The organism is Geoalkalibacter ferrihydriticus DSM 17813, from assembly GCF_000820505.1.
GTDB classification, from domain to species: domain Bacteria; phylum Desulfobacterota; class Desulfuromonadia; order Desulfuromonadales; family Geoalkalibacteraceae; genus Geoalkalibacter; species Geoalkalibacter ferrihydriticus.
On sequence record NZ_JWJD01000006.1, the window covers coordinates 36,833 to 56,778 of the forward strand.

Consider the following 19,946-nt stretch of genomic DNA (forward strand, 5'->3'; position numbering starts at 1 on the left):
AGGTCGCAATCTCGCCCCCTCAGGTAAAGCCTGCACCGGCGGTGCAGGCATAGCAGTGATCGGCGGTGGCGATGAGAGTACCCTCGGCGGGCGGGGCAGGTAGGTCGCGCACATGGGTGCGTTTTTCACCCCGGCAGATGCCGGCGGCCAGATGAAAATCGCAATCGAAGACATAACCATCCCAGGAGATACTAATCTGCTCACGGCACATGAGTGCGGGGATCGTTTCCGGGTTGAAGGCCTGGGCCAGTTTGCGCATGTAGCCTTCATAGTTGCCTGAGTTTTCCAGCCAGTCCTGGAAACGTCCCAAGGGCGTGTTGGTCAGCGTGAACAGGTTGTTGAAAACCAGGCCCCAGCGTTTGTGCAGCTCGCGCCGGTAGCGTTTTTCCGTCGCCCCCTGATTGGCGGGCAGGAAGGCGCCGCCGGGGTTGACGGCCAGGTGAAGTTCCAGCCCTGAGCCTTCGCACCCATAGCCCAAGTCATTGAGGCGGTGCAGCATCGCCAGGCTTTTTTCCCAGACCCCTGAGCCTCTCTGCGCCTCGATCTGGGCTTCGCGCAGGGCCGGAAAGGAAACCACCAGGGCCACGCGATGCTTAATGCAGGCGTGCAGCAGTTGTTCTCGCTCAGGCCCGTTCAGCGCCGTCAGGTTGGAGCGCAGCATGAGCTTCGGCGTGACCTCTGCCAAATCGGCAAGAAAGCCCTCGATGCCGGGCACCAGTTCCGGGGCGCCGCCGGTGATATCGACCAGTTCGAAGCGGCTGCGGCGCGCAAAGGCGACGACCTCCTTCATGGTCTGTGCGCTCATGACTTTTTCACGCTGATGAGGTCCGGCCTCCAGATGGCAATGCCGGCAGGCGAGATCGCACAGCAGACCGACATTGATCTGCAGGATACGACAACGCTTGCGCGCCAGGGTCAATCCCTGCTGTTTCAGGGTGCAGCTGAAATGCTCGAAATCCGGTGCCGGAACCTGAGCAGACGTTTTCCGTGGAATTCCCATACATTGAGTCCTTTTACAGCGAGAGCTTCTCGGCGATTTTGCGCATCTGGACGCCATGCACCAGAGAGGCCCCGCCGCGAATGGCGCCCGCCACGTGAAGGGCCTCGGTCATTTCCTCCAGATCGCAGCCCTGCTCCAGGCTGGCGCGGGTGTAGGCATCAATGCAATAGGGACACTGCACGCTGTGGGCGACGGCCAGGGCGATCAAGGCCTTTTCACGCGCACTCAGCGCCCCCTCGGCGAACACCGCGCCGTAGTAGTCAAAGAATTTGCGGGCCAATTCCGGCGCATCCTTGCCGATGGTTTCAAACAGGCCCAGATCATCGGGGTCGTAATATGTCTTCATGAATTTCTCCATTGCAAAGTGACGTTATTGTCTGTCGACTTTCTTCGGCTGAGAGTTAAACATTAACGCAAACGTTTTCAGGCTCAACTGTCCAGCCGCGTGTTGCGCTTGCAGTCCAACATTTCGCTGCATCGCGCCAGTTCCATCTGTTCTTCTTCGCGCAACCAGGAAAACATATCCGCATTCCTGATGTACCAGAGCCGAGGTTCCATAATCGGATCCTTTCCCTACCAAGGCTAGAAATCGATTTCCACCTGCAGGGCATCGAGAAATTTGTTGAATCCGGCAAAAAGCTCCATGACGCCCAGCGCCTCGACGATTTCGGCAGCATCGGCTCCGAGATCGCGCAGAGCCTTGACCTCGGAATCCTCAATGCGCAGCGGTGCGATGTTGGCCTTGCGCGCAAAGGCGATGAGCGCGCGCTCCTTGCGGCTGAATTCCGCCTGCTGCAGATCGTTTTCAATCGCCTTGATCTCTTCGCCGGACACACCGATGGAGCGCAGCGCCGCCTCGTGGGCCGCTACGCAGTAGTCGCAGCCGTTGTCTTTGGAGACCAGCACGGCGATGGCTTCTTTCGCCTTGCGCGCCAGAACACCTTCCATCATCACCTTTTTCACTTTGAACCAGTTGGCTTCCAGCAAGGGTGGGTGGTTGGCGTAGGCGCGAAACAGATTGGGCACCATACCGAAGGCCTGTTTGATTTCGACAAAAATTTCGGCCGTGCGGGCTTGTGCGGATTGCGGATCGAGGGAGGGGATGCGGGTCATGATGGCTCTCCGTACGGTCAATGGGATCGGCGCTGGTCCGAACCCGGATTGTTTGTGAAAAGCATCAGACGCAAAGTCTCGATGCAATTCTTCATCGGTTTTTCCGTTTTGTGCAGGCGCGATTGCATGATGCCGCCTTCCAGTACCGCGATGACATACTCGGAAAGATCCTCGGCACTGCGTTCGGCATGAATCGACCCCTCGTCCTGAGCCTGGGCGATGATAGCGGCCAGTTTCTGCTTCCACTGAAGAAAGACCTCGGCAGTCAGGTGCGCGAACGCGGGGACGGTATCGCTGGTTTCCAGGGCCGTATTGCCGAACAGGCAGCCGCCGACAAAACCCCTGCCGCGATGGTAGGCAAGTGCCTGGTGCAGAAAGCTCTCCAGTTTTTCGGCCGCGCTCTCGCCCTCAAGGCCTTCATCGATAAAGTTCATGAAGTGATCACCGGCCTGGCGCAGATAGGCAAGGGCCAGGTCGTCCTTGCCGGGAAAATGAAAATACAGGCTGCCCTTGGTGACACCCGTTGCTTGCAGCAGATCGTTGATGCTGGTGGCGCCAAAGCCTTTGGTGCGAAACAGGCGGGCAGCATCGTCGAGGATTTTCTGTCGGGTTTTTTGGCCTTTGATTCCCATATGAATTCCTCAATAAAAAACATACCGTTCGGTTTATTCTTGTTTCTACTGTATCGCGGAAATCATGGATGTCAACCATGCTACGGTGTCTATGGACTTAATGTTAATGAGGGGCTCAAATAAAAACTATCGCGGTGATTACAGTTGGGCCGCTTTTTTTTCGCTGCGTTTGGAAGGAATTAAGACTGTCACCAGAACCGATGACCGTTCAGGCAATGGCGGTGCAATCGTCGCGGAACCGTTGAATTGCCTGAGGGTGGAAAACTGGCGGTCATAAACCTGAGAGCGCTGGCGCAACGCTGATCAGTCATAGGTGCATCACATTGTGTCAACCCTGCAAATCCTTTTTCATACGTTGGAACTCCTCGCGGGAAATATCTCCCTTGGCGTAGCGCTTCTCTAAAATTCCCAAGGCTGTTTCCGCGCGGGGCGGCTCTTGGCTCTGATCTGTACGAAAGACCAACAGGCGCACGACCATGATCACCCCGAAGATGGCGAATCCCCACAGGACTATCATGAAAATCCACATCAGCGGCCCCATCATAGGCATGCCGTTCATCATCGGATATACGGGCATCTCGCAATCTCCCTTTCGTTAACGGTGGCGCAGATTGGGCAGGGTAAGCAAGATTTCTAGAATGTTCGACGGTTCAGGGCGTCGCGTGTGATCGGTATCGACATGGGCGTGATGGATGATGCCGTCGGGGCGCACGATGTAGCGCGCCGCCAGGGGCAGGCTCCAACTCTCGTCACCGTTATGCTTCGGCAGATCTAGACCGAATTTGAGATAAACTTCGCGTAAGGCGGGGGGAAGCACATGGACGATGCCGAATTTTTTGGCTAATGCGTTGCCGGGGTCACACAGCAGCGGATAGCTCAACTGATGTTTTTCGGCCAACCGCAGGGCGAATTCGGGGACCATGGGCGAAATGGCGACCAATCGGGCGCTGCTTTTTTCGATGTCGGCGTGCACGGTTTGCAGAGCATCCAGCTCCGCGTTGCAGAACGGTCACCAGGCTCCTCGGAAAAAATTCATGACCAGGGGCCCCTCAGCGAGAAGCTTCTGAGAGTCGAAGCGTCTGCCGTCGGCCGCATTCAGAGTGAATTCGGGAACGGCATCGCCTTCCCTGAGGGCTCGCTCGACGATGCCGGATTCAGCCAAGGCGCGTGCCGCCCGGCCCATGATTTTCTGCGATTCGGCGTCGGCTTTCTCCTGAAAACCCGATTTGATTTCTTTCAGTGTGCTTTGCAGGGTCATGTTGTTCTCCTTTATGCTTGCAAGCATAACAGCAATTCGTATTTTTTCCCGAGCGTTAGGGCGGGTAACTCCCGTGGTAGGATTGAACAAGAGCCTGTCAACGGGCGGAGTCGCCAATCATGTCCTTGACCACGACCTTGTTCATAGCGCTGATCGCGGGGCTTTCCATCCCCGCTGGTGATTTTGATCGTTTTGCAGAAAATGCCTGAAGGGTTTGCCGCATACACCGAGATGTCGCAGAATGAAAAATCAGCCTCGCGATTATGGCTGATTTTCCTGGCCATTCCCCTGGTGGGGACGCTGTGCGCCTGGCTGGGATTCGCCTGGCTGGCGGCGGACCAGCAGATTCTGGGCATCCTCATGTTGTTTTGCAGCGGTGGAATTCTCTATCTGATTTTCGACGACATCGCCCCTCGCGCCCATCTGAAACACAATGATTTTCCCGCGGTCGGAGCCGTCTCAGGATTTCTGCTGGGCCTGGTGGGGACGATGCTCATTCATTGAGGGGTACACTTTCCCGCCCTTCAGCAGCACGCCTTCGGCGTGCTGTCCCCCGTCGAGGGCGTTGCCGGGTCGCAGGGGAAGGGGCCGAAATGCACTGATTTATCACCCGCGACCCGGAAATGTCTGGCGAAGCGGGTTTGCGAAACCATGCCGGCGGTGTTGCCGCACACCCGCAGGGGGCGGCCCGTTTCAAACAGATGATGGTCGTCGAGAGCAAAATGGTGAGGACATTCGGGAATGGTGCCGAGATAGACCGCGACCTGGCCGTAATCTTCGCAGATATCTTCCAGGGGCAGTTTGAAGGCGCGCACCGTGATGGAGTGAAAATCGATCATGCCCGCCTTGGCTTCCACCTCCTCATTGCCAAGTTCGATGCGGCGACTTGACATCATGCGGTAGTCCAGACATCCCAACTCGCGCAGCAGGCGGCGGAAATCCTCGACATACAGCGCCCCGGCCAGACATTCGCCGTGCAGCACCGGGTCGGTGCGCAAGGCGTCCGGAATGCGCCGCCCCGCGAAGACATCGGAAAAATAAAGCTCGCCGCCGGGCTTGAGCACGCGAAAGATTTCTGAGAACACCCGACGCTTATCCGGAGAAAGATTGATCACACAATTGGACACCACCAGGTCGATGGAATCATCGGCGATCCCCGCCCCCAGCAAATCCTCGATATAGCCCTGCCGGAAATCGAGGTTGGGTTTTGCATAACCGAAGCGCGCGGTCTGTCCCTCCAGATGGCGGCGTGCCACCTCAAGCTGCTCATGCGTCATGTCGAGACCAATGACCCGGCCCTGTTCGCCCACCAGTTTGGAGAGCAGATAGGCGTCGCGCCCGGTGCCGCAGCCCAGATCGAGCACCGTGCAGCCTTCCAGGGCCGCGGGGATGGGCGAACCGCAGCCGTAAAAGCGCTCGATGATTTCGCTGTCGATCTGAGCCAGAATGGAGCGATGGTGCGCCGGTACCGCCTCGATGCTGCAACAGGCGCTGGTTTTGAGATCCTTGCTGTTTTTGAGCACCTGGCCGTAGTAGTCTTTGACGGCGGCGAGGGTTGTCTCGGTGTTGCGCATGGGTATGGTTCCTTTTTTATTCAGATCGAAACAGTTCGCTGTCGGGGTGGATTTCCCTCCACACGAACCAGTAGGCGCTGATGTAGGGTACCCGCTCCCCATCCTGATCGGTGATGCGCAGTTCGCCCGTCACCTCGTCAAAGGAAAAGGAGAGAGTATTGGCCGCCAACCGATCTTTGAGTTTACCACTTTTGCGTAATTCTTCCAGGGGATAGGCCTTGGCCGTGCCGTCGAGAACCACCCCGGCCACCACCTCTTTGCCGGGAAAATCGGAAACCAGCTCGCGGAAAAAGCCGAACAGCCCGCTGCGGCTGCGGTAATAGTTTTCGTAGGGATCGCGGCTGTAATCGCGCACATGCCCGGTTTCGAGAGACAGCACGACGGTGTCTGGGTGATGTCGCTTCCATTGTTCCCAGGTGGCGCCGGCAAGAAGAACTGTCGTCCCGGTGACAATTGCAGGTATATTTTTGTGCCATCTGGGCGGTTTTAGGGAGACAGGGTCGCAAAGAGGGAAAAGGAGGCGAGGGAAAAAACGGCCCTTTCTTCAAACAACCATGTACATGAGGATCAGGCGGCCCACTGCAAGACCGATGGTGGAACCGAGCAGGGCACCGACAAGGACGTCGGTGGGGTAGTGCAGACCGAGGAAGATGCGTGAAAACCCGATGAGGATCGCCATGGGTAGAAAAATTCCCAGGGAACCCGGCAGCAGCACGGCCAGGGCGCCGCAGACCGCAAAGGCCGTCATGGTGTGGCCGGAGGGAAAGGAAAACCTGTCCGGCGGCAACATCTGGCAGGGCAGATCGGCCCATATTTCAAAAGGGCGCGGTCGCCCGATGCGGTTTTTGACCAGGGTGAACAAGGCGACGCACAGGGCGATGGATATGCCCGCCGCCAGCGCCGCCCAGCGCTCGACGGCGCCGCCGCAGGTGAGCAGGACCACAGCGGTCAGATACCACAAGGGGCCGTCGCCCAGACGGCTGGCCGCGCGCATGAGGGTGGTGACGGGTTGAAAGCGGCGCAGGTCGCAAACCCTCTGCATCATGCGGGCTTCAACCGGCGTTATGTGGCGTGCGTAATAATCGACCAGGCCGCCGTGGGCCTTGGCTTTTTTCGGGGTCAGCATGATGGGTCTCCCTGAGAATCGCGGGCTTTCAGGCTCGCGGATGATTGCGGGGCCCTGTCCTGGGCCGTTGTCGAGATCTGCGCGCCCGCGCGGGCCTGAAGATAAGCCTGGCGCACCACTTCGTTGATCTGGTGCCAATTCTGGCGCTGTGCAAAGGCGCGCGCGTTGGCGCCCGTGCGCCGTATCGCCTCCCCGTCGGCCAGAAAACGCGCCATGGCGCGCGTGAAGGCCGGAGCTGAAATTTCCGTGACCAGGTGTCCGGTCGTCCCATGGCAGACAATGTCTTGCGGGCCAGGGACTTTGAAGCCGATCACCGGCAGGCCTGAGGCCATGGCTTCGAGCATGACGTTGCCGAAGGTTTCCGTGAGAGACGGAAAGGCCATGATGTCGGCGGCGGCATAGAGACGCGCAAGTTCTTCGCCCTGCTGGTAGCCGGTAAAGACCACCCGCTGATCGGCTTCGGCAGCGAGCTTGGTGCGTAGAGGACCGTCGCCGATAAGCATTAGGCGTGCGCGCGGATCAGCCAGGTCGCGAAAGGCGTTCATGAGCATCGGGAGGTTTTTCTCCGCAGCCAGGCGGCCGCAGTAAACAAAGACCACATCCTCTGGAGCAAAACCGAGTTCCCTGCGCTGCCGCGCATCGCGCTTGACCGGATCAAATCGCTCGCAATCGACACCCCGGCCCCAGGTGCCGACCCGCTCAAATCCCTCGGTGTGGAGTATGTCGCGGATAGAAGGGGTCGGACAAAAGGTCCGCGCCGTTTGGTTGTGAAACCAGCGCAGGTAGCGCCAGACCGAAGTCTCGATGAATCCGAGCCGATAGGAAACCATGTACTGGGAGAAATTGGTGTGGTAGGAGCTGATCATCGGCACGCCGAGTTTTCTGGCCGCCAGCAGCGCGGCCCAGCCCAGAGGGCCTTCGGTGGCGATGTGGATCACGTCCGGCGCGATGTCGCGCAGAATGCGCCTGACGCGTCCGGGTCGGGTAAAGGGCAACAGTATTTCCGGGTAGTTGGGCAGGCTCAGGGCGCCGAAGGCGGTGACCTCAAGTCCGGGTTTGGCTTGCGGTGGATTGTCGCGGTAGCGCGGAATGAGCAGGTGGACGCTGTCACCTTGGGACTGCAGATGCGTGACCAGGCGATCCAGGGTTTTAGAGACGCCATTGATCTGCGGAAGATAGGTTTCGGTGACAAGGGCGATTTTCAACGGTTTTTTCATGCGGGCCTCAATATGGTCAGGGATTCTCGCGCGACGGTGAACTCCATAGGCAGGCGGCCGATGATGTCGCCGTCGGCCTGAACCGGCAGGGGCAGAGCGCAGCGCACATAGGCCTGAGTCGCCTTGCGGTACAGAACATCGGGCAGTTCCAGGTGTCGGCCGCGCGCGATGCCGGCAATGTAGCGGGTCAGCGGCAGGAGTCCGTGGCGGCGGAAAATGCACAGGTCGAGTTCGGGCAATTCAAGTCCGGCCAGGGGTGTTGCCTTAAAGTCGCCGCCGTAGTGGCGAGATTTTCCGATGATCACGCCGTAACCAGTGAGAATCTCTCCGTCCACCTCGATTTCCAACTGCTGGCTCGGTGGAGCGAGCAGGACGCGCAATCCGGTGAGCACATAGGCCAATTTGCCGAGCATTTTTTTGAGACCCAAATCAAGTTTGTAAACGACCTGCGCATCAAAGCCGACCCCCGCCATCAGCAAAAAATGCCGGTTTCCGGCAACGCCAAGGTGAACACGCTGGGCGCGGCCGTCACAAATTGCCGCGATGGCTTCTTCAAGGTTGCTGCTTAGCCCGATTTCACGGGCAAAGACATTCGCCGTGCCAAGCGGCAGAATCCCGAGAGGGATAGCGGTCCCAGCCAATCCATTGATGATTTCATTGATGGTGCCGTCCCCACCGGCGGCAACCACGGCTCTGGGATTCTGTGCCATGGCTTGCTGACAGAGCATGAGCCCGTCGCCCCTGCGCTGCGTGTACCACACATCAACCTTCGCCCCTCTGCGACGCAGGGCGGCGACCGACTGCTCGATCCGTTGCGGGCAGCGCCGCCCGGCGATTGGATTGGCAATAACAATGATAGGACGCATGCTCAGCTCCAGGAGCGAATGAAAAAAGGCGGCATGCCCACGCACCCCGCCCCTGTGGTGTTTCTGCTTTTATCTTTCCCTGCCTCTTTCACTTTTCCCTCGCTTCCAAAATTTCCCGAAGCATAGGGCCCGAATGTTTTGCTCGGGTTATGTCCCTGTCAAGGTTTGATTATTTTTGCGGATGTGGTGCTGAAACTTCGGCCGGAATTTCAACCCGTCGACGCTCATTGAAATTTATCGAAATATTGATGGTCCCATAACGGGGCCAAAACAATTCTTTTGGATAATTCCTTCGCAGGCGGCAGATGTCAGGTATTTCCCAAACCCCCGAAGGAGGAGAAGTCATGTTCGAAAGAATGCGCAAAAATGCAACGGCTGTTGCGGTCAGTACCTGTTTGACCCTGGTGGCCACCAGTGCTTTTGCCGGTTGGGATTATGACCACCCGCGCAATAACGCCCGTTCCGGCAACCTCAAAAATGCCATCATCATGATCCCCGATGGCTGCAATGAAGCCATCCAGACCCTGGCCCGTTGGTACAAGGGCGACTCCCTGCATGTCGATCTGATGCAACCGGGTACCGTAAAAACACACATGGCCAATTCGGTGATCGCCGGTTCGGCCGCGGCGGGGACGTCTGTTGCCACCGGTCACAAAACCACCGTGCGCTTTCTCGGCGTCGGTCCGCGCGAAAACGACCTGCTCACCGCTCTTGAACCCACCGCGGCCCCTTACGCACCCATCGCCAACATCATGGAAGCCGCCCAGCGTGAGGGCAAATCGGTGGGGTTGGTCGCAACTTCGCGCATCACCCATGCGACGCCCGCCGCGTTTGGCGTCCATATCCATAATCGCGGATGGGACAATGAAATCATGGAACACCTGGTTTACAATAACTTCGACGTCGTTCTCGGCGGCGGCGCCCGGCATCTTCTGCCCCAGGGCGAATTGTACACCACGGCTTTCGGCGCTGAATGGGCGGGTTCCCGCGCCGATGGCGAAAATCTTATGGATGAGCTTCTGGAGCGCGGTTATCAATTCGTCGACAACAAGGATGACCTGTGGAGCATCTCTTCGGGCAAAGTCTGGGGCCTGTTCAACGCCAGCCATATGCAGCCCGACATCGACCGTGAATATTTCGCGCCCACCGAACCCTCGCTGGCAGAGATGACGGCCAAGGCCATTGAGATCCTGTCCCAAAACCCCAAGGGCTTTGTGCTGATGGTGGAAGGTTCGCAGGTCGATTGGGCCGGTCACAACAACGACCCCATCTACATGGTCACCGATTTCCTCGCCTTCGACGAAGCCGTAGGCGTTGCCAAGGAATTTGCCAAAAACGATCGCAAAACCCTGGTCATGGCTTATCCCGATCACAACACCGGCGGCATGACCATCGGCCATTACACCACGGCCGTTGGCTACACGGCGACCAAAGTCGAGGATCTGATCGACCCCCTCAAAGGGATGACAACGACCGCTAACGGCGTCATCGCCAGAATGTACGATGGGTCCGATTTCGCTCTGGCGCAAAGCGTGCGCGACAACTGGTCCATCGAGTTGAGCGATGAGGACATCGCCGAAATCCGCGCGTTGCAACCCTCCGTCGGCCTCAGCTATGCCCTGGCGCGCACCGTCAGCAAGAATCATACGGTCATCGGTTGGACCACCCACGGCCACACCGGCGAAACCGTTCCTCTGTGGATGGTCGGCACCCCGGCCCCCAGTCGCGTCATCGACAACACCGAACTGGCCTATATCGCCGCCAATGCCATCGGTGTGGATCTCGACCGGACCACCCAGGAGTTGTTCGTCGATCTGGACGAGGTGACCAGTAACTACACCATCGACACCCGCGATCCCGCCAATCCGGTGGTTATGGTCGGCGGCGCCGCTCTGCCCGTGAGCAAGGATTACATGATCAAGAACAACGAGATCATCCAACTGCCCGGTCTCACGGTTTATGCGCCGGTGACTGGCAAGGTCTATGTCTCCCGGCAGGCAATAAAAGAGCTTGACCTGAACAAGAAACGGGGACAGCGCGGCGTGTTCCCGGCAATGGTGGTTCGCTGATTTCCTAAGCTTTCTCTGCCGCTGTAACATAAAAAGCCCCGCACTCCTTGGAGCGCGGGGCTTTTTTCCAATGGATGAGCAAGCGTCTGTCTCAATACACCTCGAAATAAATTGGATAATCAAAAATCGTATCTTTTTCGTGTCTCGCCCAGGGAATAAAATCGGAATCCATGATGAAGTCCGAAACTCTGTCAGCCAATGTCTCCGAAGATACAGTCGTTTCAAGTACCTCGACGGCAATCGGCTCGCCTGTGTATTCCACCCTGACCCGCACCAGAATCAGGCCGGCATGCAAGGGCTCACCTTGGGCGCGCAGCAGATTAAACAATACCTGCCCATTACACACGGCGGAGCGCATGTCGGCGATGAGACTCAACTCCGTGCGTGGCCCTTGAATGACTTTGAGTCCTTCGACCCGCTTGGGAATAATTTCCAGACATTCGCGTGGATCAAAGGTTGTCGGTCGTGGCTGACTGCAACCGCTTGCGAAAATGCAGGTTGTCGCCAAACATACACACAGGAAAAACCTTGAAACCCAGGCGCGCTTTGAATCATTTGTCATTTTTTTCTCCTTGTCGTGAGATGTCTCTATGAACCGCTAAGGAGTCGTGTCATAGCGCGGAAATATTTTCTTAAGATGAGGCGTATTCATCAAATGGCGTCGAAAGCGCGCGGGCGCTAAGGAAAAAGCCCGGAGCGCTACCCTGATAATCAGAAATTAACCTGAATCTCGATTGCCTTTAACAAAATCTAAGGATATTGACGGGCGACCCAGGAAAAGCGCCTCCCGAGGGCGGCGCTCATTTTTCAGGAGCCTTGTCGATGTCTCGAAACGCAGCCGCTGCTGACATTTTTCGTTTCCGGTTCAAACAAAAACCCTTGGCGCAAAGGGCGCTTTTTCCGCTGCAACGCGGTACCGAATATCTGTTGGCTCTGGACAAATGCCGGCGCATGTATGCGCATCTGCCCGAGGGCCCTCCCGAAAACTTTTGTGCACGGGCTCTTGACGCCTTACACGTTAAACTCCGGGTAAGCCCCGGCGATCTGGCGCGCATTCCGGTCCGGGGGCCCCTCATTGTGGTGGCCAACCATCCCTTTGGGGCCGTCGAGGGGCTGGCGCTGCTCAGCCTGCTGCAGCAGGTGCGGCCGGATATATGTGTCCTGGCCAATTCCCTGCTCCACCGGATTCCGGAGCTGCGCCTTTCCATGATTGCCGTAGACCTCTTCGGCGGCTTTGACGGCAAGCACAAAAACGTCGGTGGTTTGCGCAAAGGTCTCCGCCAACTCGCGCAGGGCGGGGTACTGGTTATCTTTCCAGCCGGTGAGGTGTCCCATCTCAATCTGAGCCGAGCGGCCATCGATGATCCGCCCTGGTCCCAGAGCCTGGCCCGTCTTGTGCGGGCTTCTTCGGCACCGGTGCTGCCGGTCTACTTCCCTGGGCGTAACAGTCTGGTATTTCAGGTGATGGGATTGATTCATCCGGTCTTGCGCACCGCTATGCTCCCCCACGAATTGCTCAACAAGAGAATGCGAAGCCTTGAAGTGCGCATCGGATTCCCGATCGCCTTTCGTCGCCTGCACACAATGAGCAACGCGGACATGACCGACTATCTGCGCAGCAAAACCTATCTACTGCGGCAGCGCGGCCAACCTGTCGCCGCCAGAACGCAAGCGCGCCCTGGCGAAAGCATTCGTCCGCCCATCTCCGCCGAGCTGCTGGAAAAGGAAGTCCTGGCAATTCCACCCGCGCAGTGCCTGTTCGAAAGTGGCTCCTATCAGGTTTTTTGCGCGGCGTCCGGTCAAATTCCTCAGGTGTTGCTCGAAATTGGCCGGTTGCGCGAGTTGACCTTTCGTGGGGTGGGTGAGGGGACCGGGCGGGCTTTGGATCTCGACCCCTTTGATGCCTATTACACCCACCTGTTCGCTTGGCAGCGTGAAACCCGCGAAATTATCGGCGCATACCGTCTTGGGCGCAGCGATGAAATCCTTGCCGCCGCGGGCCCCCAGGGTCTTTATACCAACACGCTGTTTCGTTACCGTCCCGAATTTTTCAACGAACTAGGCCCGGCCCTGGAACTGGGTCGCTCCTTCGTCCAGCCCAAATACCAGAAAAGTTACAACCCCCTGATGCTGCTGTGGAAGGGCATCGGTCGCTTTGTGGCGAAAAATCCGCAGTATGCCAAGCTTTTCGGTCCCGTCAGCATCAGCCGCGAATACCAGCCCGCTTCCCGGAAATGGATGGTGAGCACCCTCGTTGACGCCTACTCCATCCCCGAGCTTGCCCGCATGGTCAAGGCGCGGCGCCCGCTGCGGTTGAAAGAAAACCGCTTCGGGTGCAAAGAGATCAACAAAATGACTTCGGACTTTGACGAGATGGAGTTGGTGGTGGCGGACCTGGAAGCCGACGGCAAAGGTGTGCCGGTTTTGTTGCGCCAGTATCTGAGTCTCGGCGGTCGCTATCTGGCTTTCAATGTAGATGAAGACTTCAGTGATGTCCTCGACGGACTGGTTCTGGTCGATCTGCGTCAAACGGACAGAAAAACACTTGAGCGTTATTGCGGACGTGCGGGCGCGGCTGAATTTTTAGCGCTTCATGAGCACCGGGATTTGGCGGAAGGCTTTTAATTTATGTCTCAAAGGAGTGCGATATGCTGACCCTGCTTTGGCTCTGGCCCGTATCGGCCCTGATCACGGTGCTGTTATATGCGGCGGTGTCGTTCTGGTTTGACGGCAAGTTCAGTTTGAGCGAATGGATCAAGCTGTGGTTGCTGATTATGGTTGTCCTCGGACCTGTGGGTACGCTGTTGAGTTTAAGGTTTTTGTGCAGCGTCATTTTCGAGGTGCACCGTGAAACGCGGCGCCTCAAACAGGTGGCTGCGCGCTGAGATGGGCAAAGGCCTTTTTTTTCTGTGCGCAGTTGGAATTGTTCTTGTCACGTCGAGCCTGGCCATCTCTGCGCAACCTCTGGAGAATTATTGCTACCGGGAAACCCGTGGGAGCGACATCCGCTATTTTTCCTGGATTCTGGAAGGCGAAGATCCGCTGCTGCTCAACGCCGGCGACGGGGTGGAGCAGCATTTCAATGTCCTCGATCCTCAGAAGGCTTCGCGGGTCTGGCATCTCACCAACGAGCGGGAAAAAACCGATCTCAGCATCCGGCGCAACGGCCGTAGCCTGCAGTTGACGGGTCTGTTTTTCGGCCGACATCTGGAACGCGTTGTCACCATTGACGATGCGCCCTGGTACCAGGCCTTGTCCGTGGGTCTGCGCAATCTTCTGCAAAGCCAAACTGCGACTCTGGAATTCTGGATGGTGCGCCCCGACACTCTCGACGTTCGCCGAATGCGGGCCGTACGACGCGCCCTGGAAGACATTGAGACCGAGGACGGCAAACGACAGGCGCGCCATATTCGCATCACGGCCGTTGGTATCCCCTCTTGGGTCTGGCGCGGGGATTACTGGTTTGATGAAGACGCCGAGGTTTTTTTGCGCTACCAGGGGCGCAGCGGCCCGCCGGGAGCGCCCCTGAATCTGATAGAGTTGTCGAGCAAGCCAGTGGCTGAGTGCTCGGCGGATTTTGGCACAAGCCTCATGGATGTTGTGCGGGATTTCGAGAGTGGCGAGGAGAAAAGGTAGAGGTTCAGTTCCGGGGTTCGCGATCAGGCGTCCCGCGCGGCAAAGCGCACCTGAAAGCAACAGCCCCGTCCGGGTTCGCTGTCGAGAAGAATGCCGCCGTCCATGGCCTGCACCAGAGTGCGCACCACATAAAGACCGAGACCGCTGCCCTTGACCTGTTCGCTGCCGGTGCGGCCACGGCAGAACTTGCGGAACACCAGTTCCTGCTCCTGGCGGGAAATGCCGGGGCCATGATCGCTGACCTCGACCCCGGCCAAGCGGTTCTGGGTCGGCAGCAAGCGAAGGCAAACCTCCTTGCCGATAGCGCTGAATTTGATGGCGTTATCCACCAGGTTCGAAATAATTACCTTGAGGGCGGCGCGATTGCCCTGCACGGGCACATAGTTGACCTGAGAATCCTCGCACAGCTTTAAATTGACGCCGCGACACTCGGCAAGGGGACCGAACAGCGCTACGACTTCCTGAACAATTTCATGGAGATCGACCTCCTCCATGGGCAATGAAATGCCCTCGTTTTCGATCTGACCAATCATATGAAATTCTTCGGCTATCAGGCTGAGATAGTCGGAGCTGCGTTGGATGGCTTTCAGGTAGGTGTGGGCTTTTGCCGGGACCTTTTCATATCCGCCGCGTGACAGCAGACCGGAAAAGCCGCCGATCACGACCAACTGGTTGCGCAACTCATGAAACAGCAGACTCTGGATATCTGCCGAAAGCCTCTCCCGGGAGCGCACCCGCGTCAGTTCCCGGCGCTGGCTCTGTTCGCGGCGGCGGCGTGTCACCAGGTTGTCCACCAGGGCCAGCACCTCGCGCGGCGAATAGGGTTTGGACACATAGGCATCGGCGCCCAATTCCAGGCCGCGCAGGCGATCCTCCAGATCACTGAGGGCGGTCAACATGATCACCGGAATCGTCGCCACGTCCTCATCGGGCACACTGCGCAACAATCGGCAGACCTCCCAGCCATCCAGATCGGGCATCATAATGTCGAGCACGATCAAATCCGGGCGCTCGCTTTCGATCATCCGGCAGGCATTGAAACCATCTGCGGCCGTGATCGTCGCGAAGCCCTGTTGGTGCAGCGAGTAGGCAAGAAGCTCAGCCAGCTCAGGCTCGTCATCGACCACCAGTACGCGGCCGCGTGCGAAGTCGGTCGTTTCTTCGCAGGAATTTCCGTCAGCGATTTTTTCGATTGCGGGCATGGACGTCAGCTTTCTTTGCGGGGGAAATCATTTTCGGATCGGCGCCTCATTTTTCATGTCGCCTTGATATTCACGGCAAGAATAGAATCATTATTTAATATGGTGTTGTTAGGATGTGATGTGAAATACTTTAGCGTTTGAATGCCCGGGCACCGCCACTCATCCCTGGCAGACTATGGCAAAAAAAAGGGGCGCGCGAAGACCTGTCGGTGGCTGTCAATTTTACCTGGAAAGGCTCATGCAATGATTCCCTGGGAACTGCTCGAAACGGCACAGATACCGGGTAGCGGCGGTGAGCTGCAGCTCTACCGGCGCAATACGGAATATTCGATCTGCATTCGCGGCGGGGGCGTGCTCATGAGTTCGCGGGCCCATGGCTCGGAGGATGCCCTGGGAGAGCTTGCCTGTCGGAAAATCGCCGGACGGCCGCAGCCCTGTGTGTTGATCGGTGGTCTGGGGATGGGCTTTACGCTGGCTGCCGCACTGCAACATCTGGCTGCCGATGCGACGGTGGTCGTGGCCGAACTGGTGCCGGCCGTGGTGGCGTGGAATCGCGGCATTCTGGGCGAGGTTGCGGGACATCCGCTGCGCGATGCCCGGACCAGGGTGCGCGAGGGCGATGTCGCCAGGATTCTCAAGGCCGAGCGCCGGGCTTACGATGCGATTCTGCTCGATGTTGATAATGGCCCGGAGGGTCTGACCCGCAAGGGCAACGACTGGTTGTACACGCTGGAGGGATTGACGGCCGCCTATGCCGCTCTGCGGCCTGGAGGCGTTCTGGCCGTGTGGTCGGCCGATGCGGATCGCAGATTCACGCAGCGTTTGCGCAAGGCAGGGTTCAGAGTGAGCGAAAGTCGCGCGCGGTCGCACGGTACGAAGGGCGAGATTCACGCCCTCTGGCTTGCTGAGAGTGGTCCTTGAGGTTTCAATACGTGGACGCGTCCGTAAATTCTTCAACCCGGCTCGCCTGTATCCGATAGCCGGCACTGCCCATGTCCGAATCAAGGCGTTCGACCTCCATCTTCCCCTGTACCCACACCGGCATCATGAGCCATTGTGAAGGGATGGGCTTGGCGGGCAGCACATGGATGATCTGATTGGCCGGGGGCGGGGGGACATGGATGCAGGCACCGAAATATGGGACCAGCAGAAATTCGTGGATGTTGCGGTCGTCGCCCTCCAGGGGCACGACGAAACCGGCAATGCGCACGCGTCGGCCATCGAATTCTTCCAGCACCGGCGCCTCATTCCATTTTTCCAGGATGGTGTTCAACAATTCCATGGCACGGGGGTCGTCGTCTTCGAAGTCGTCGACGTTGAGGCTGTCGAGCCATTCCTGCGACAACCAGTCGGCCGGGACCAGATCATCCCAATCGATTTTTTGATAATCGCCGGATTTGCCGGGCTGTACCGGCTGAAGGCGCTCGCCGATCTGATAATCCCCTGGGGTTGTGGGGGGCTGTTGCGCCCCAACCGGATTGCAAAGAAAGGCCGTCCCGAGAAGGAGGCTGAACGCCAGTAAGAAGAGGTTTTTCATCGATTAAATCCTTAGAGTCATGCCGTCGGCCAGGGAGTAGCGGTAGGCGCGCAGCGCAGGCACCAGGCTGGCCAGGAGGGCGGCGCCAACCACCGCGCCCAGTAAACGCCATTCCGAAGGTGCCGGCCACCCCAAACTGATGAGCAGACCGTAGTGCGCTTCAAGCCAGGGACCGATCGCCGCGGCCGTGCCGTAGAGCAGCGCCAGGCCGCCCAGGCAGCCGAGCAGACTCAGCACCAGGCTTTCCAAGGCCAGAAGCAAAAAAATCTGGCGTGGACCGGCACCGAGAGAGCGCAAAATCGCCAGTTCGCGGCGCCGCTCGCCGAGGCTGGCGGTGACCACCGCGACCAGCCCCGCCAGGCCCACCAGCACCACCAGGGCGGAAACGGCCAGCAGGGCCTTTTCTGCCATGCCGATCAATCCCCAGAGTTCCTGCAAAGTCGCGCCGGGCAGCACCGCAAGCAGTGGTTCGTCGCGGAAAGTGTTGACGTGGCGCTGTACCTGAAAAATTGCGGTGCGCGATTTAAGCCCCACCAGTGCGGCGGTCACGGATTTAGGCGCAAGGTCGAAGCGATGAACCTGTTCCGGGGCGATGCGCAGACCGGGAATGGGCGCGCCTCCCTGCCAGCCGAGATGGATCGCCTCGATGCCTTCCAGGCTCACCAGCACTGAGCGGTCCACCGGGGTGCCGGTGCGGGCGAGTACGCCGACGATGGTAAAGGGTTTGTCGTCGTGGGCGGCAAAGCTTACGCCCGCCCCGGCGCCGTGGCTGAGGATGATTTCCTGCCCGACTGCGTAACCGAAGCGTGCCGCGACTTCCGCGCCGAGCACGGCATCGAAGACCCGGGCAAAGGGCTCGCCTTCGGCGAAGTTGAGGGAGCGGTTGCGGCCGTAGCGGTAATGCTCGAAGTAGCCGCTGCTGGTGCCCACGACGCGAAAGCCGCGATGGGAATCGCCCAGGGAAATGGGCACCAGCCAGTCCACCTGGGGGTGAGCGGCAATCTGCTCGACACTGTCCCAGGAGATGTTGTTGGTCGGATTGCCGATGTGAAACACCGTATAGAGCAGCAGTTGCACCGGCCCGCTGCGCGCGCCCACCACCAGATCGGTGCCGGCGATGGTCTGGGCGAAACCGGCGCGGGCATCATTGCGCAGTCGCTCGACTCCCAGCAACAGCGAAACCGAGAGAGCCACGGAAACAACCGTCAGGGCGACCGTCAGCCGCCGGTTGAGAATGCTGCGCCAACTCAGATGCCAGGCCGGGATCATGCCGAAGCCTCCGTCGGTTGGCGTTTGAGATCCTCGAGAGCGACCCGGCGTGAAAAGCGCCGGCTCAGGCGTGCGTCGTGGCTGACAAACAGCAGTGCCGCCCCGGCCGCCTCGCATTCAGCCAGCAGCAGGTCGAGAAAGGCTTGCTGACGACCGGCGTCCAGGGCCGAGGTTGGTTCATCGGCAATCACCAGGGCCGGCCGACCGATGAGTGCGCGCGCCGCCGCCACGCGTTGCTGCTGACCCACCGAGAGTTCCGCGGCCGGCCGCTTGAGCAAACCTGTCTCAAGGTCGAGACGGGCCGCCAGCCGCCGGGCCTCTGCCGCAGGAGTCGTGCCGGCCTCTTGCAGGCGCTTGGCGCGCGCCGGCGAAAACCGGCAAGGCAGAAGAATGTTGTCCAGGGCGCATAAATAGGGGATCAGGTTGAACATCTGGAAAATAAAACCGATGTGATCGGCGCGGAAGCGGTCGCGGGCGCCTGCCCTGAGGCCTGTCAGGGCATGGCCGTGCACCGCCACCTGGCCGCGCTGCGGCGCGAGAACCCCGCCGACGAGGGCGAGCAGTGTGCTCTTGCCGCTGCCGCTGGGGCCATTCAGAAAGACCCCCTCGCCGGCGGCCTGCTCGAAATGGTCGATGTCAAGATGCCATTCCCGAGCGCCCGGCCAGTGAAAACTGACCTGGCGCAGGTCGATGGCGGGTGCTGCATTGGTCATAGAGGCAGCCGGGGATTGCCCTTGCGCAGAGTCGAGGAACCCTGTCCGCGGGGTGTAGCGGTTTCCGCACGGATGCGCTCGGTGCGCGGAAAGACCTCGAACCAGCGCACTTCCACCGCGGTGAGGGCCTGGGGATTGGCGCATTCCAGCTCATAAGTCAGGGTGATGTCGGCGTGGGAATGGCCGAGATCATGTTTGTCGTCGTGTTTGTGGTCGTGGGAATGTTCAGAGACATTCTGCGGCCAGGGAGATTGCAGATGTCGGTCCCGAAGTGTGCAGGTGGCCGCTTCCGGAAGCAGGAACAAGCGGTCAAACTGCGCCAGCATCTCCTCCATGTCCGCCAGGGCGGCGCGCTCCGCGTCCGTGCGCGGCCGATGCTCAAAGCCCACCAGATTGTCCAGTGGGCTTTCAATCTGGATCAGCAGAATCGGGCCATCAACGGCGATGCGCAGATCGGCCGCTCCATGCTCGTGGACACCGTGGGACGAGTGGGCCAGAGCGGTGGCAGGCAAAACAAGGGTGAAGGCAAGAAGGCTGATCAGCAGTCGGAGCATGCGCATGCTCTCCTTTCGTTCAGGGGAAAAGGGCTGCAAGGCCTGGGGATAAGAGATTGGATAGGGCATCGGGCAAAATTTGATCCGACGATCTTTCGTGTCATGACGTTATATCATAGCCTGTTTTGCTGCGTCTACTTCAAGCTTCGCTGGGCAAGGTGAGAAGTTGGCTCCTTGGAC

At 58.9% G+C, this 19,946-nt stretch carries 24 protein-coding genes and 1 pseudogene; 6 read left to right on the top strand and 19 right to left on the bottom strand.

Features of this window, described 5'->3' with window-relative positions:
- Window positions 1-19: 19 nt before the first annotated feature.
- The 8 genes and pseudogenes from arsS to GFER_RS17880 all read right to left on the bottom strand — a co-directional run bounded on the left by arsS (window position 20) and on the right by GFER_RS17880 (window position 4,003).
- Entirely contained in the window at window positions 20-1,000 is a 981-nt protein-coding gene (arsS, locus tag GFER_RS13360; RefSeq protein ID WP_040100223.1) for an arsenosugar biosynthesis radical SAM (seleno)protein ArsS, read from the bottom strand.
- A gap of 13 nt (window positions 1,001-1,013) precedes the next feature.
- Complete coding sequence (locus GFER_RS13365; RefSeq protein ID WP_040100224.1) at window positions 1,014-1,346, bottom strand: arsenosugar biosynthesis-associated peroxidase-like protein; 333 nt, start codon at window positions 1,344-1,346, stop codon at window positions 1,014-1,016.
- An 83-nt stretch (window positions 1,347-1,429) separates the two neighbouring features.
- Entirely contained in the window at window positions 1,430-1,558 is a 129-nt protein-coding gene (locus tag GFER_RS19540; protein ID WP_268746212.1) for a hypothetical protein, read from the bottom strand.
- Between the two features lie 24 nt (window positions 1,559-1,582).
- A complete protein-coding gene (locus tag GFER_RS13370; RefSeq protein ID WP_040100225.1) occupies window positions 1,583-2,113 on the bottom strand; it encodes a carboxymuconolactone decarboxylase family protein in 531 nt (176 codons plus the stop codon).
- Between the two features lie 17 nt (window positions 2,114-2,130).
- Window positions 2,131-2,745 carry a TetR/AcrR family transcriptional regulator gene (locus tag GFER_RS13375; RefSeq protein ID WP_052446408.1) on the bottom strand — a complete coding sequence of 205 codons (615 nt, stop codon included), beginning with the start codon at window positions 2,743-2,745 and terminating at the stop codon, window positions 2,131-2,133.
- A gap of 328 nt (window positions 2,746-3,073) precedes the next feature.
- Window positions 3,074-3,322 (bottom strand): SHOCT domain-containing protein, encoded by a 249-nt coding sequence (locus GFER_RS13380; RefSeq protein ID WP_052446409.1) that lies wholly within the window; start codon window positions 3,320-3,322, stop codon window positions 3,074-3,076.
- Between the two features lie 18 nt (window positions 3,323-3,340).
- Window positions 3,341-3,742: pseudogene (locus tag GFER_RS17875) on the bottom strand (redoxin domain-containing protein); the annotation flags it as partial.
- A gap of 12 nt (window positions 3,743-3,754) precedes the next feature.
- A complete protein-coding gene (locus tag GFER_RS17880) occupies window positions 3,755-4,003 on the bottom strand; it encodes a thioredoxin domain-containing protein (protein ID WP_052446411.1) in 249 nt (82 codons plus the stop codon).
- A 177-nt stretch (window positions 4,004-4,180) separates the two neighbouring features.
- Between GFER_RS17880 and GFER_RS13390 the strand changes: the two genes are divergently transcribed.
- Window positions 4,181-4,507: a ZIP family metal transporter gene (locus tag GFER_RS13390; protein ID WP_052446412.1), complete on the top strand. Its 327-nt coding sequence runs from the start codon at window positions 4,181-4,183 to the stop codon at window positions 4,505-4,507.
- Between the two features lie 20 nt (window positions 4,508-4,527).
- Here GFER_RS13390 and GFER_RS13395 read toward each other — a convergent pair whose 3' ends face one another.
- From GFER_RS13395 to GFER_RS13415, 5 genes are all read right to left on the bottom strand, one after another.
- Window positions 4,528-5,577, bottom strand: a complete 1,050-nt coding sequence (locus GFER_RS13395) for a methyltransferase domain-containing protein (protein ID WP_040100226.1) — start codon at window positions 5,575-5,577, stop codon at window positions 4,528-4,530.
- Window positions 5,578-5,593: 16 nt separating this feature from the next.
- A complete protein-coding gene (locus GFER_RS13400) occupies window positions 5,594-6,040 on the bottom strand; it encodes a DUF3179 domain-containing (seleno)protein (protein WP_082048085.1) in 447 nt (148 codons plus the stop codon).
- 81 nt (window positions 6,041-6,121) lie between these two features.
- Complete coding sequence (locus GFER_RS13405; protein WP_052446414.1) at window positions 6,122-6,703, bottom strand: phosphatase PAP2 family protein; 582 nt, start codon at window positions 6,701-6,703, stop codon at window positions 6,122-6,124.
- Entirely contained in the window at window positions 6,697-7,920 is a 1,224-nt protein-coding gene (locus tag GFER_RS13410) for a glycosyltransferase family 4 protein (RefSeq protein WP_052446415.1), read from the bottom strand. The genes GFER_RS13405 and GFER_RS13410 overlap by 7 nt, the downstream gene beginning before the upstream one ends.
- The gene (locus tag GFER_RS13415; RefSeq protein WP_040100227.1) at window positions 7,917-8,786 is read right to left on the bottom strand and encodes a diacylglycerol/lipid kinase family protein; all 870 of its coding nucleotides are present in this window, start codon (window positions 8,784-8,786) and stop codon (window positions 7,917-7,919) included. Before GFER_RS13415 ends, GFER_RS13410 begins: the two co-directional genes overlap by 4 nt.
- 344 nt (window positions 8,787-9,130) lie before the next feature.
- On the opposite strand from GFER_RS13415, the gene GFER_RS13420 reads away from it, so the two are divergent.
- A complete protein-coding gene (locus tag GFER_RS13420; RefSeq protein ID WP_052446416.1) occupies window positions 9,131-10,855 on the top strand; it encodes an alkaline phosphatase in 1,725 nt (574 codons plus the stop codon).
- Between the two features lie 91 nt (window positions 10,856-10,946).
- On the opposite strand, the gene GFER_RS13425 is transcribed toward GFER_RS13420, so the two are convergent.
- The gene (locus tag GFER_RS13425) at window positions 10,947-11,417 is read right to left on the bottom strand and encodes a hypothetical protein (protein ID WP_040100229.1); all 471 of its coding nucleotides are present in this window, start codon (window positions 11,415-11,417) and stop codon (window positions 10,947-10,949) included.
- A 260-nt stretch (window positions 11,418-11,677) separates the two neighbouring features.
- Here GFER_RS13425 and GFER_RS13430 point away from each other — a divergent pair, with 260 nt between their 5' ends.
- The 3 genes from GFER_RS13430 to GFER_RS13440 are packed head-to-tail and all read left to right on the top strand — an operon-like array spanning window position 11,678 to window position 14,491.
- A complete protein-coding gene (locus tag GFER_RS13430) occupies window positions 11,678-13,480 on the top strand; it encodes a lysophospholipid acyltransferase family protein (RefSeq protein WP_052446417.1) in 1,803 nt (600 codons plus the stop codon).
- Between the two features lie 23 nt (window positions 13,481-13,503).
- Entirely contained in the window at window positions 13,504-13,740 is a 237-nt protein-coding gene (locus tag GFER_RS13435; RefSeq protein WP_040100231.1) for a hypothetical protein, read from the top strand.
- Between the two features lies 1 nt (window position 13,741).
- Entirely contained in the window at window positions 13,742-14,491 is a 750-nt protein-coding gene (locus GFER_RS13440; protein ID WP_040100232.1) for a hypothetical protein, read from the top strand.
- Window positions 14,492-14,514: 23 nt separating this feature from the next.
- Here GFER_RS13440 and GFER_RS13445 read toward each other — a convergent pair whose 3' ends face one another.
- Window positions 14,515-15,693 (bottom strand): ATP-binding response regulator, encoded by a 1,179-nt coding sequence (locus tag GFER_RS13445; RefSeq protein ID WP_040100234.1) that lies wholly within the window; start codon window positions 15,691-15,693, stop codon window positions 14,515-14,517.
- A gap of 243 nt (window positions 15,694-15,936) precedes the next feature.
- On the opposite strand from GFER_RS13445, the gene GFER_RS13450 reads away from it, so the two are divergent.
- Window positions 15,937-16,614 (top strand): spermine/spermidine synthase domain-containing protein, encoded by a 678-nt coding sequence (locus tag GFER_RS13450; protein ID WP_040100236.1) that lies wholly within the window; start codon window positions 15,937-15,939, stop codon window positions 16,612-16,614.
- A gap of 4 nt (window positions 16,615-16,618) precedes the next feature.
- Here the strand turns inward: GFER_RS13450 and GFER_RS13455 are convergent, their stop codons facing one another.
- From GFER_RS13455 to GFER_RS13470, 4 genes are read right to left on the bottom strand one after another with little or no spacing between them, the layout of a single operon-like run.
- The gene (locus tag GFER_RS13455) at window positions 16,619-17,230 is read right to left on the bottom strand and encodes a DUF3299 domain-containing protein (protein WP_040100238.1); all 612 of its coding nucleotides are present in this window, start codon (window positions 17,228-17,230) and stop codon (window positions 16,619-16,621) included.
- 3 nt (window positions 17,231-17,233) lie between these two features.
- The gene (locus tag GFER_RS13460) at window positions 17,234-18,499 is read right to left on the bottom strand and encodes an ABC transporter permease (protein ID WP_040100240.1); all 1,266 of its coding nucleotides are present in this window, start codon (window positions 18,497-18,499) and stop codon (window positions 17,234-17,236) included.
- Window positions 18,496-19,212, bottom strand: a complete 717-nt coding sequence (locus GFER_RS13465; protein WP_040100243.1) for an ATP-binding cassette domain-containing protein — start codon at window positions 19,210-19,212, stop codon at window positions 18,496-18,498. Before GFER_RS13465 ends, GFER_RS13460 begins: the two co-directional genes overlap by 4 nt.
- A complete protein-coding gene (locus tag GFER_RS13470; protein ID WP_040100245.1) occupies window positions 19,209-19,766 on the bottom strand; it encodes a DUF2796 domain-containing protein in 558 nt (185 codons plus the stop codon). The genes GFER_RS13465 and GFER_RS13470 overlap by 4 nt, the downstream gene beginning before the upstream one ends.
- Window positions 19,767-19,946: the final 180 nt, after the last annotated feature.

Coding starts and splice junctions, on each gene's coding strand:
- GFER_RS13415 (WP_040100227.1), bottom strand. CDS start 8,786: ATGCGTCCTATCATTGTTATTGCCAATCCAATCGCCGGGCGGCGCTGC.
- GFER_RS13425 (WP_040100229.1), bottom strand. CDS start 11,417: ATGACAAATGATTCAAAGCGCGCCTGGGTTTCAAGGTTTTTCCTGTGT.
- GFER_RS19540 (WP_268746212.1), bottom strand. CDS start 1,558: ATGGAACCTCGGCTCTGGTACATCAGGAATGCGGATATGTTTTCCTGG.
- GFER_RS13370 (WP_040100225.1), bottom strand. CDS start 2,113: ATGACCCGCATCCCCTCCCTCGATCCGCAATCCGCACAAGCCCGCACG.
- GFER_RS13440 (WP_040100232.1), top strand. CDS start 13,742: ATGGGCAAAGGCCTTTTTTTTCTGTGCGCAGTTGGAATTGTTCTTGTC.
- GFER_RS13365 (WP_040100224.1), bottom strand. CDS start 1,346: ATGAAGACATATTACGACCCCGATGATCTGGGCCTGTTTGAAACCATC.
- GFER_RS13420 (WP_052446416.1), top strand. CDS start 9,131: ATGTTCGAAAGAATGCGCAAAAATGCAACGGCTGTTGCGGTCAGTACC.
- GFER_RS13455 (WP_040100238.1), bottom strand. CDS start 17,230: ATGAAAAACCTCTTCTTACTGGCGTTCAGCCTCCTTCTCGGGACGGCC.
- GFER_RS13465 (WP_040100243.1), bottom strand. CDS start 19,212: ATGACCAATGCAGCACCCGCCATCGACCTGCGCCAGGTCAGTTTTCAC.
- GFER_RS13470 (WP_040100245.1), bottom strand. CDS start 19,766: ATGCTCCGACTGCTGATCAGCCTTCTTGCCTTCACCCTTGTTTTGCCT.
- GFER_RS13375 (WP_052446408.1), bottom strand. CDS start 2,745: ATGGGAATCAAAGGCCAAAAAACCCGACAGAAAATCCTCGACGATGCT.
- GFER_RS13395 (WP_040100226.1), bottom strand. CDS start 5,577: ATGCGCAACACCGAGACAACCCTCGCCGCCGTCAAAGACTACTACGGC.
- GFER_RS13410 (WP_052446415.1), bottom strand. CDS start 7,920: ATGAAAAAACCGTTGAAAATCGCCCTTGTCACCGAAACCTATCTTCCG.
- GFER_RS13445 (WP_040100234.1), bottom strand. CDS start 15,693: ATGCCCGCAATCGAAAAAATCGCTGACGGAAATTCCTGCGAAGAAACG.
- arsS (WP_040100223.1), bottom strand. CDS start 1,000: ATGGGAATTCCACGGAAAACGTCTGCTCAGGTTCCGGCACCGGATTTC.
- GFER_RS17880 (WP_052446411.1), bottom strand. CDS start 4,003: ATGACCCTGCAAAGCACACTGAAAGAAATCAAATCGGGTTTTCAGGAG.
- GFER_RS13460 (WP_040100240.1), bottom strand. CDS start 18,499: ATGATCCCGGCCTGGCATCTGAGTTGGCGCAGCATTCTCAACCGGCGG.
- GFER_RS13380 (WP_052446409.1), bottom strand. CDS start 3,322: ATGCCCGTATATCCGATGATGAACGGCATGCCTATGATGGGGCCGCTG.
- GFER_RS13435 (WP_040100231.1), top strand. CDS start 13,504: ATGCTGACCCTGCTTTGGCTCTGGCCCGTATCGGCCCTGATCACGGTG.
- GFER_RS13450 (WP_040100236.1), top strand. CDS start 15,937: ATGATTCCCTGGGAACTGCTCGAAACGGCACAGATACCGGGTAGCGGC.
- GFER_RS13405 (WP_052446414.1), bottom strand. CDS start 6,703: ATGCTGACCCCGAAAAAAGCCAAGGCCCACGGCGGCCTGGTCGATTAT.
- GFER_RS13430 (WP_052446417.1), top strand. CDS start 11,678: ATGTCTCGAAACGCAGCCGCTGCTGACATTTTTCGTTTCCGGTTCAAA.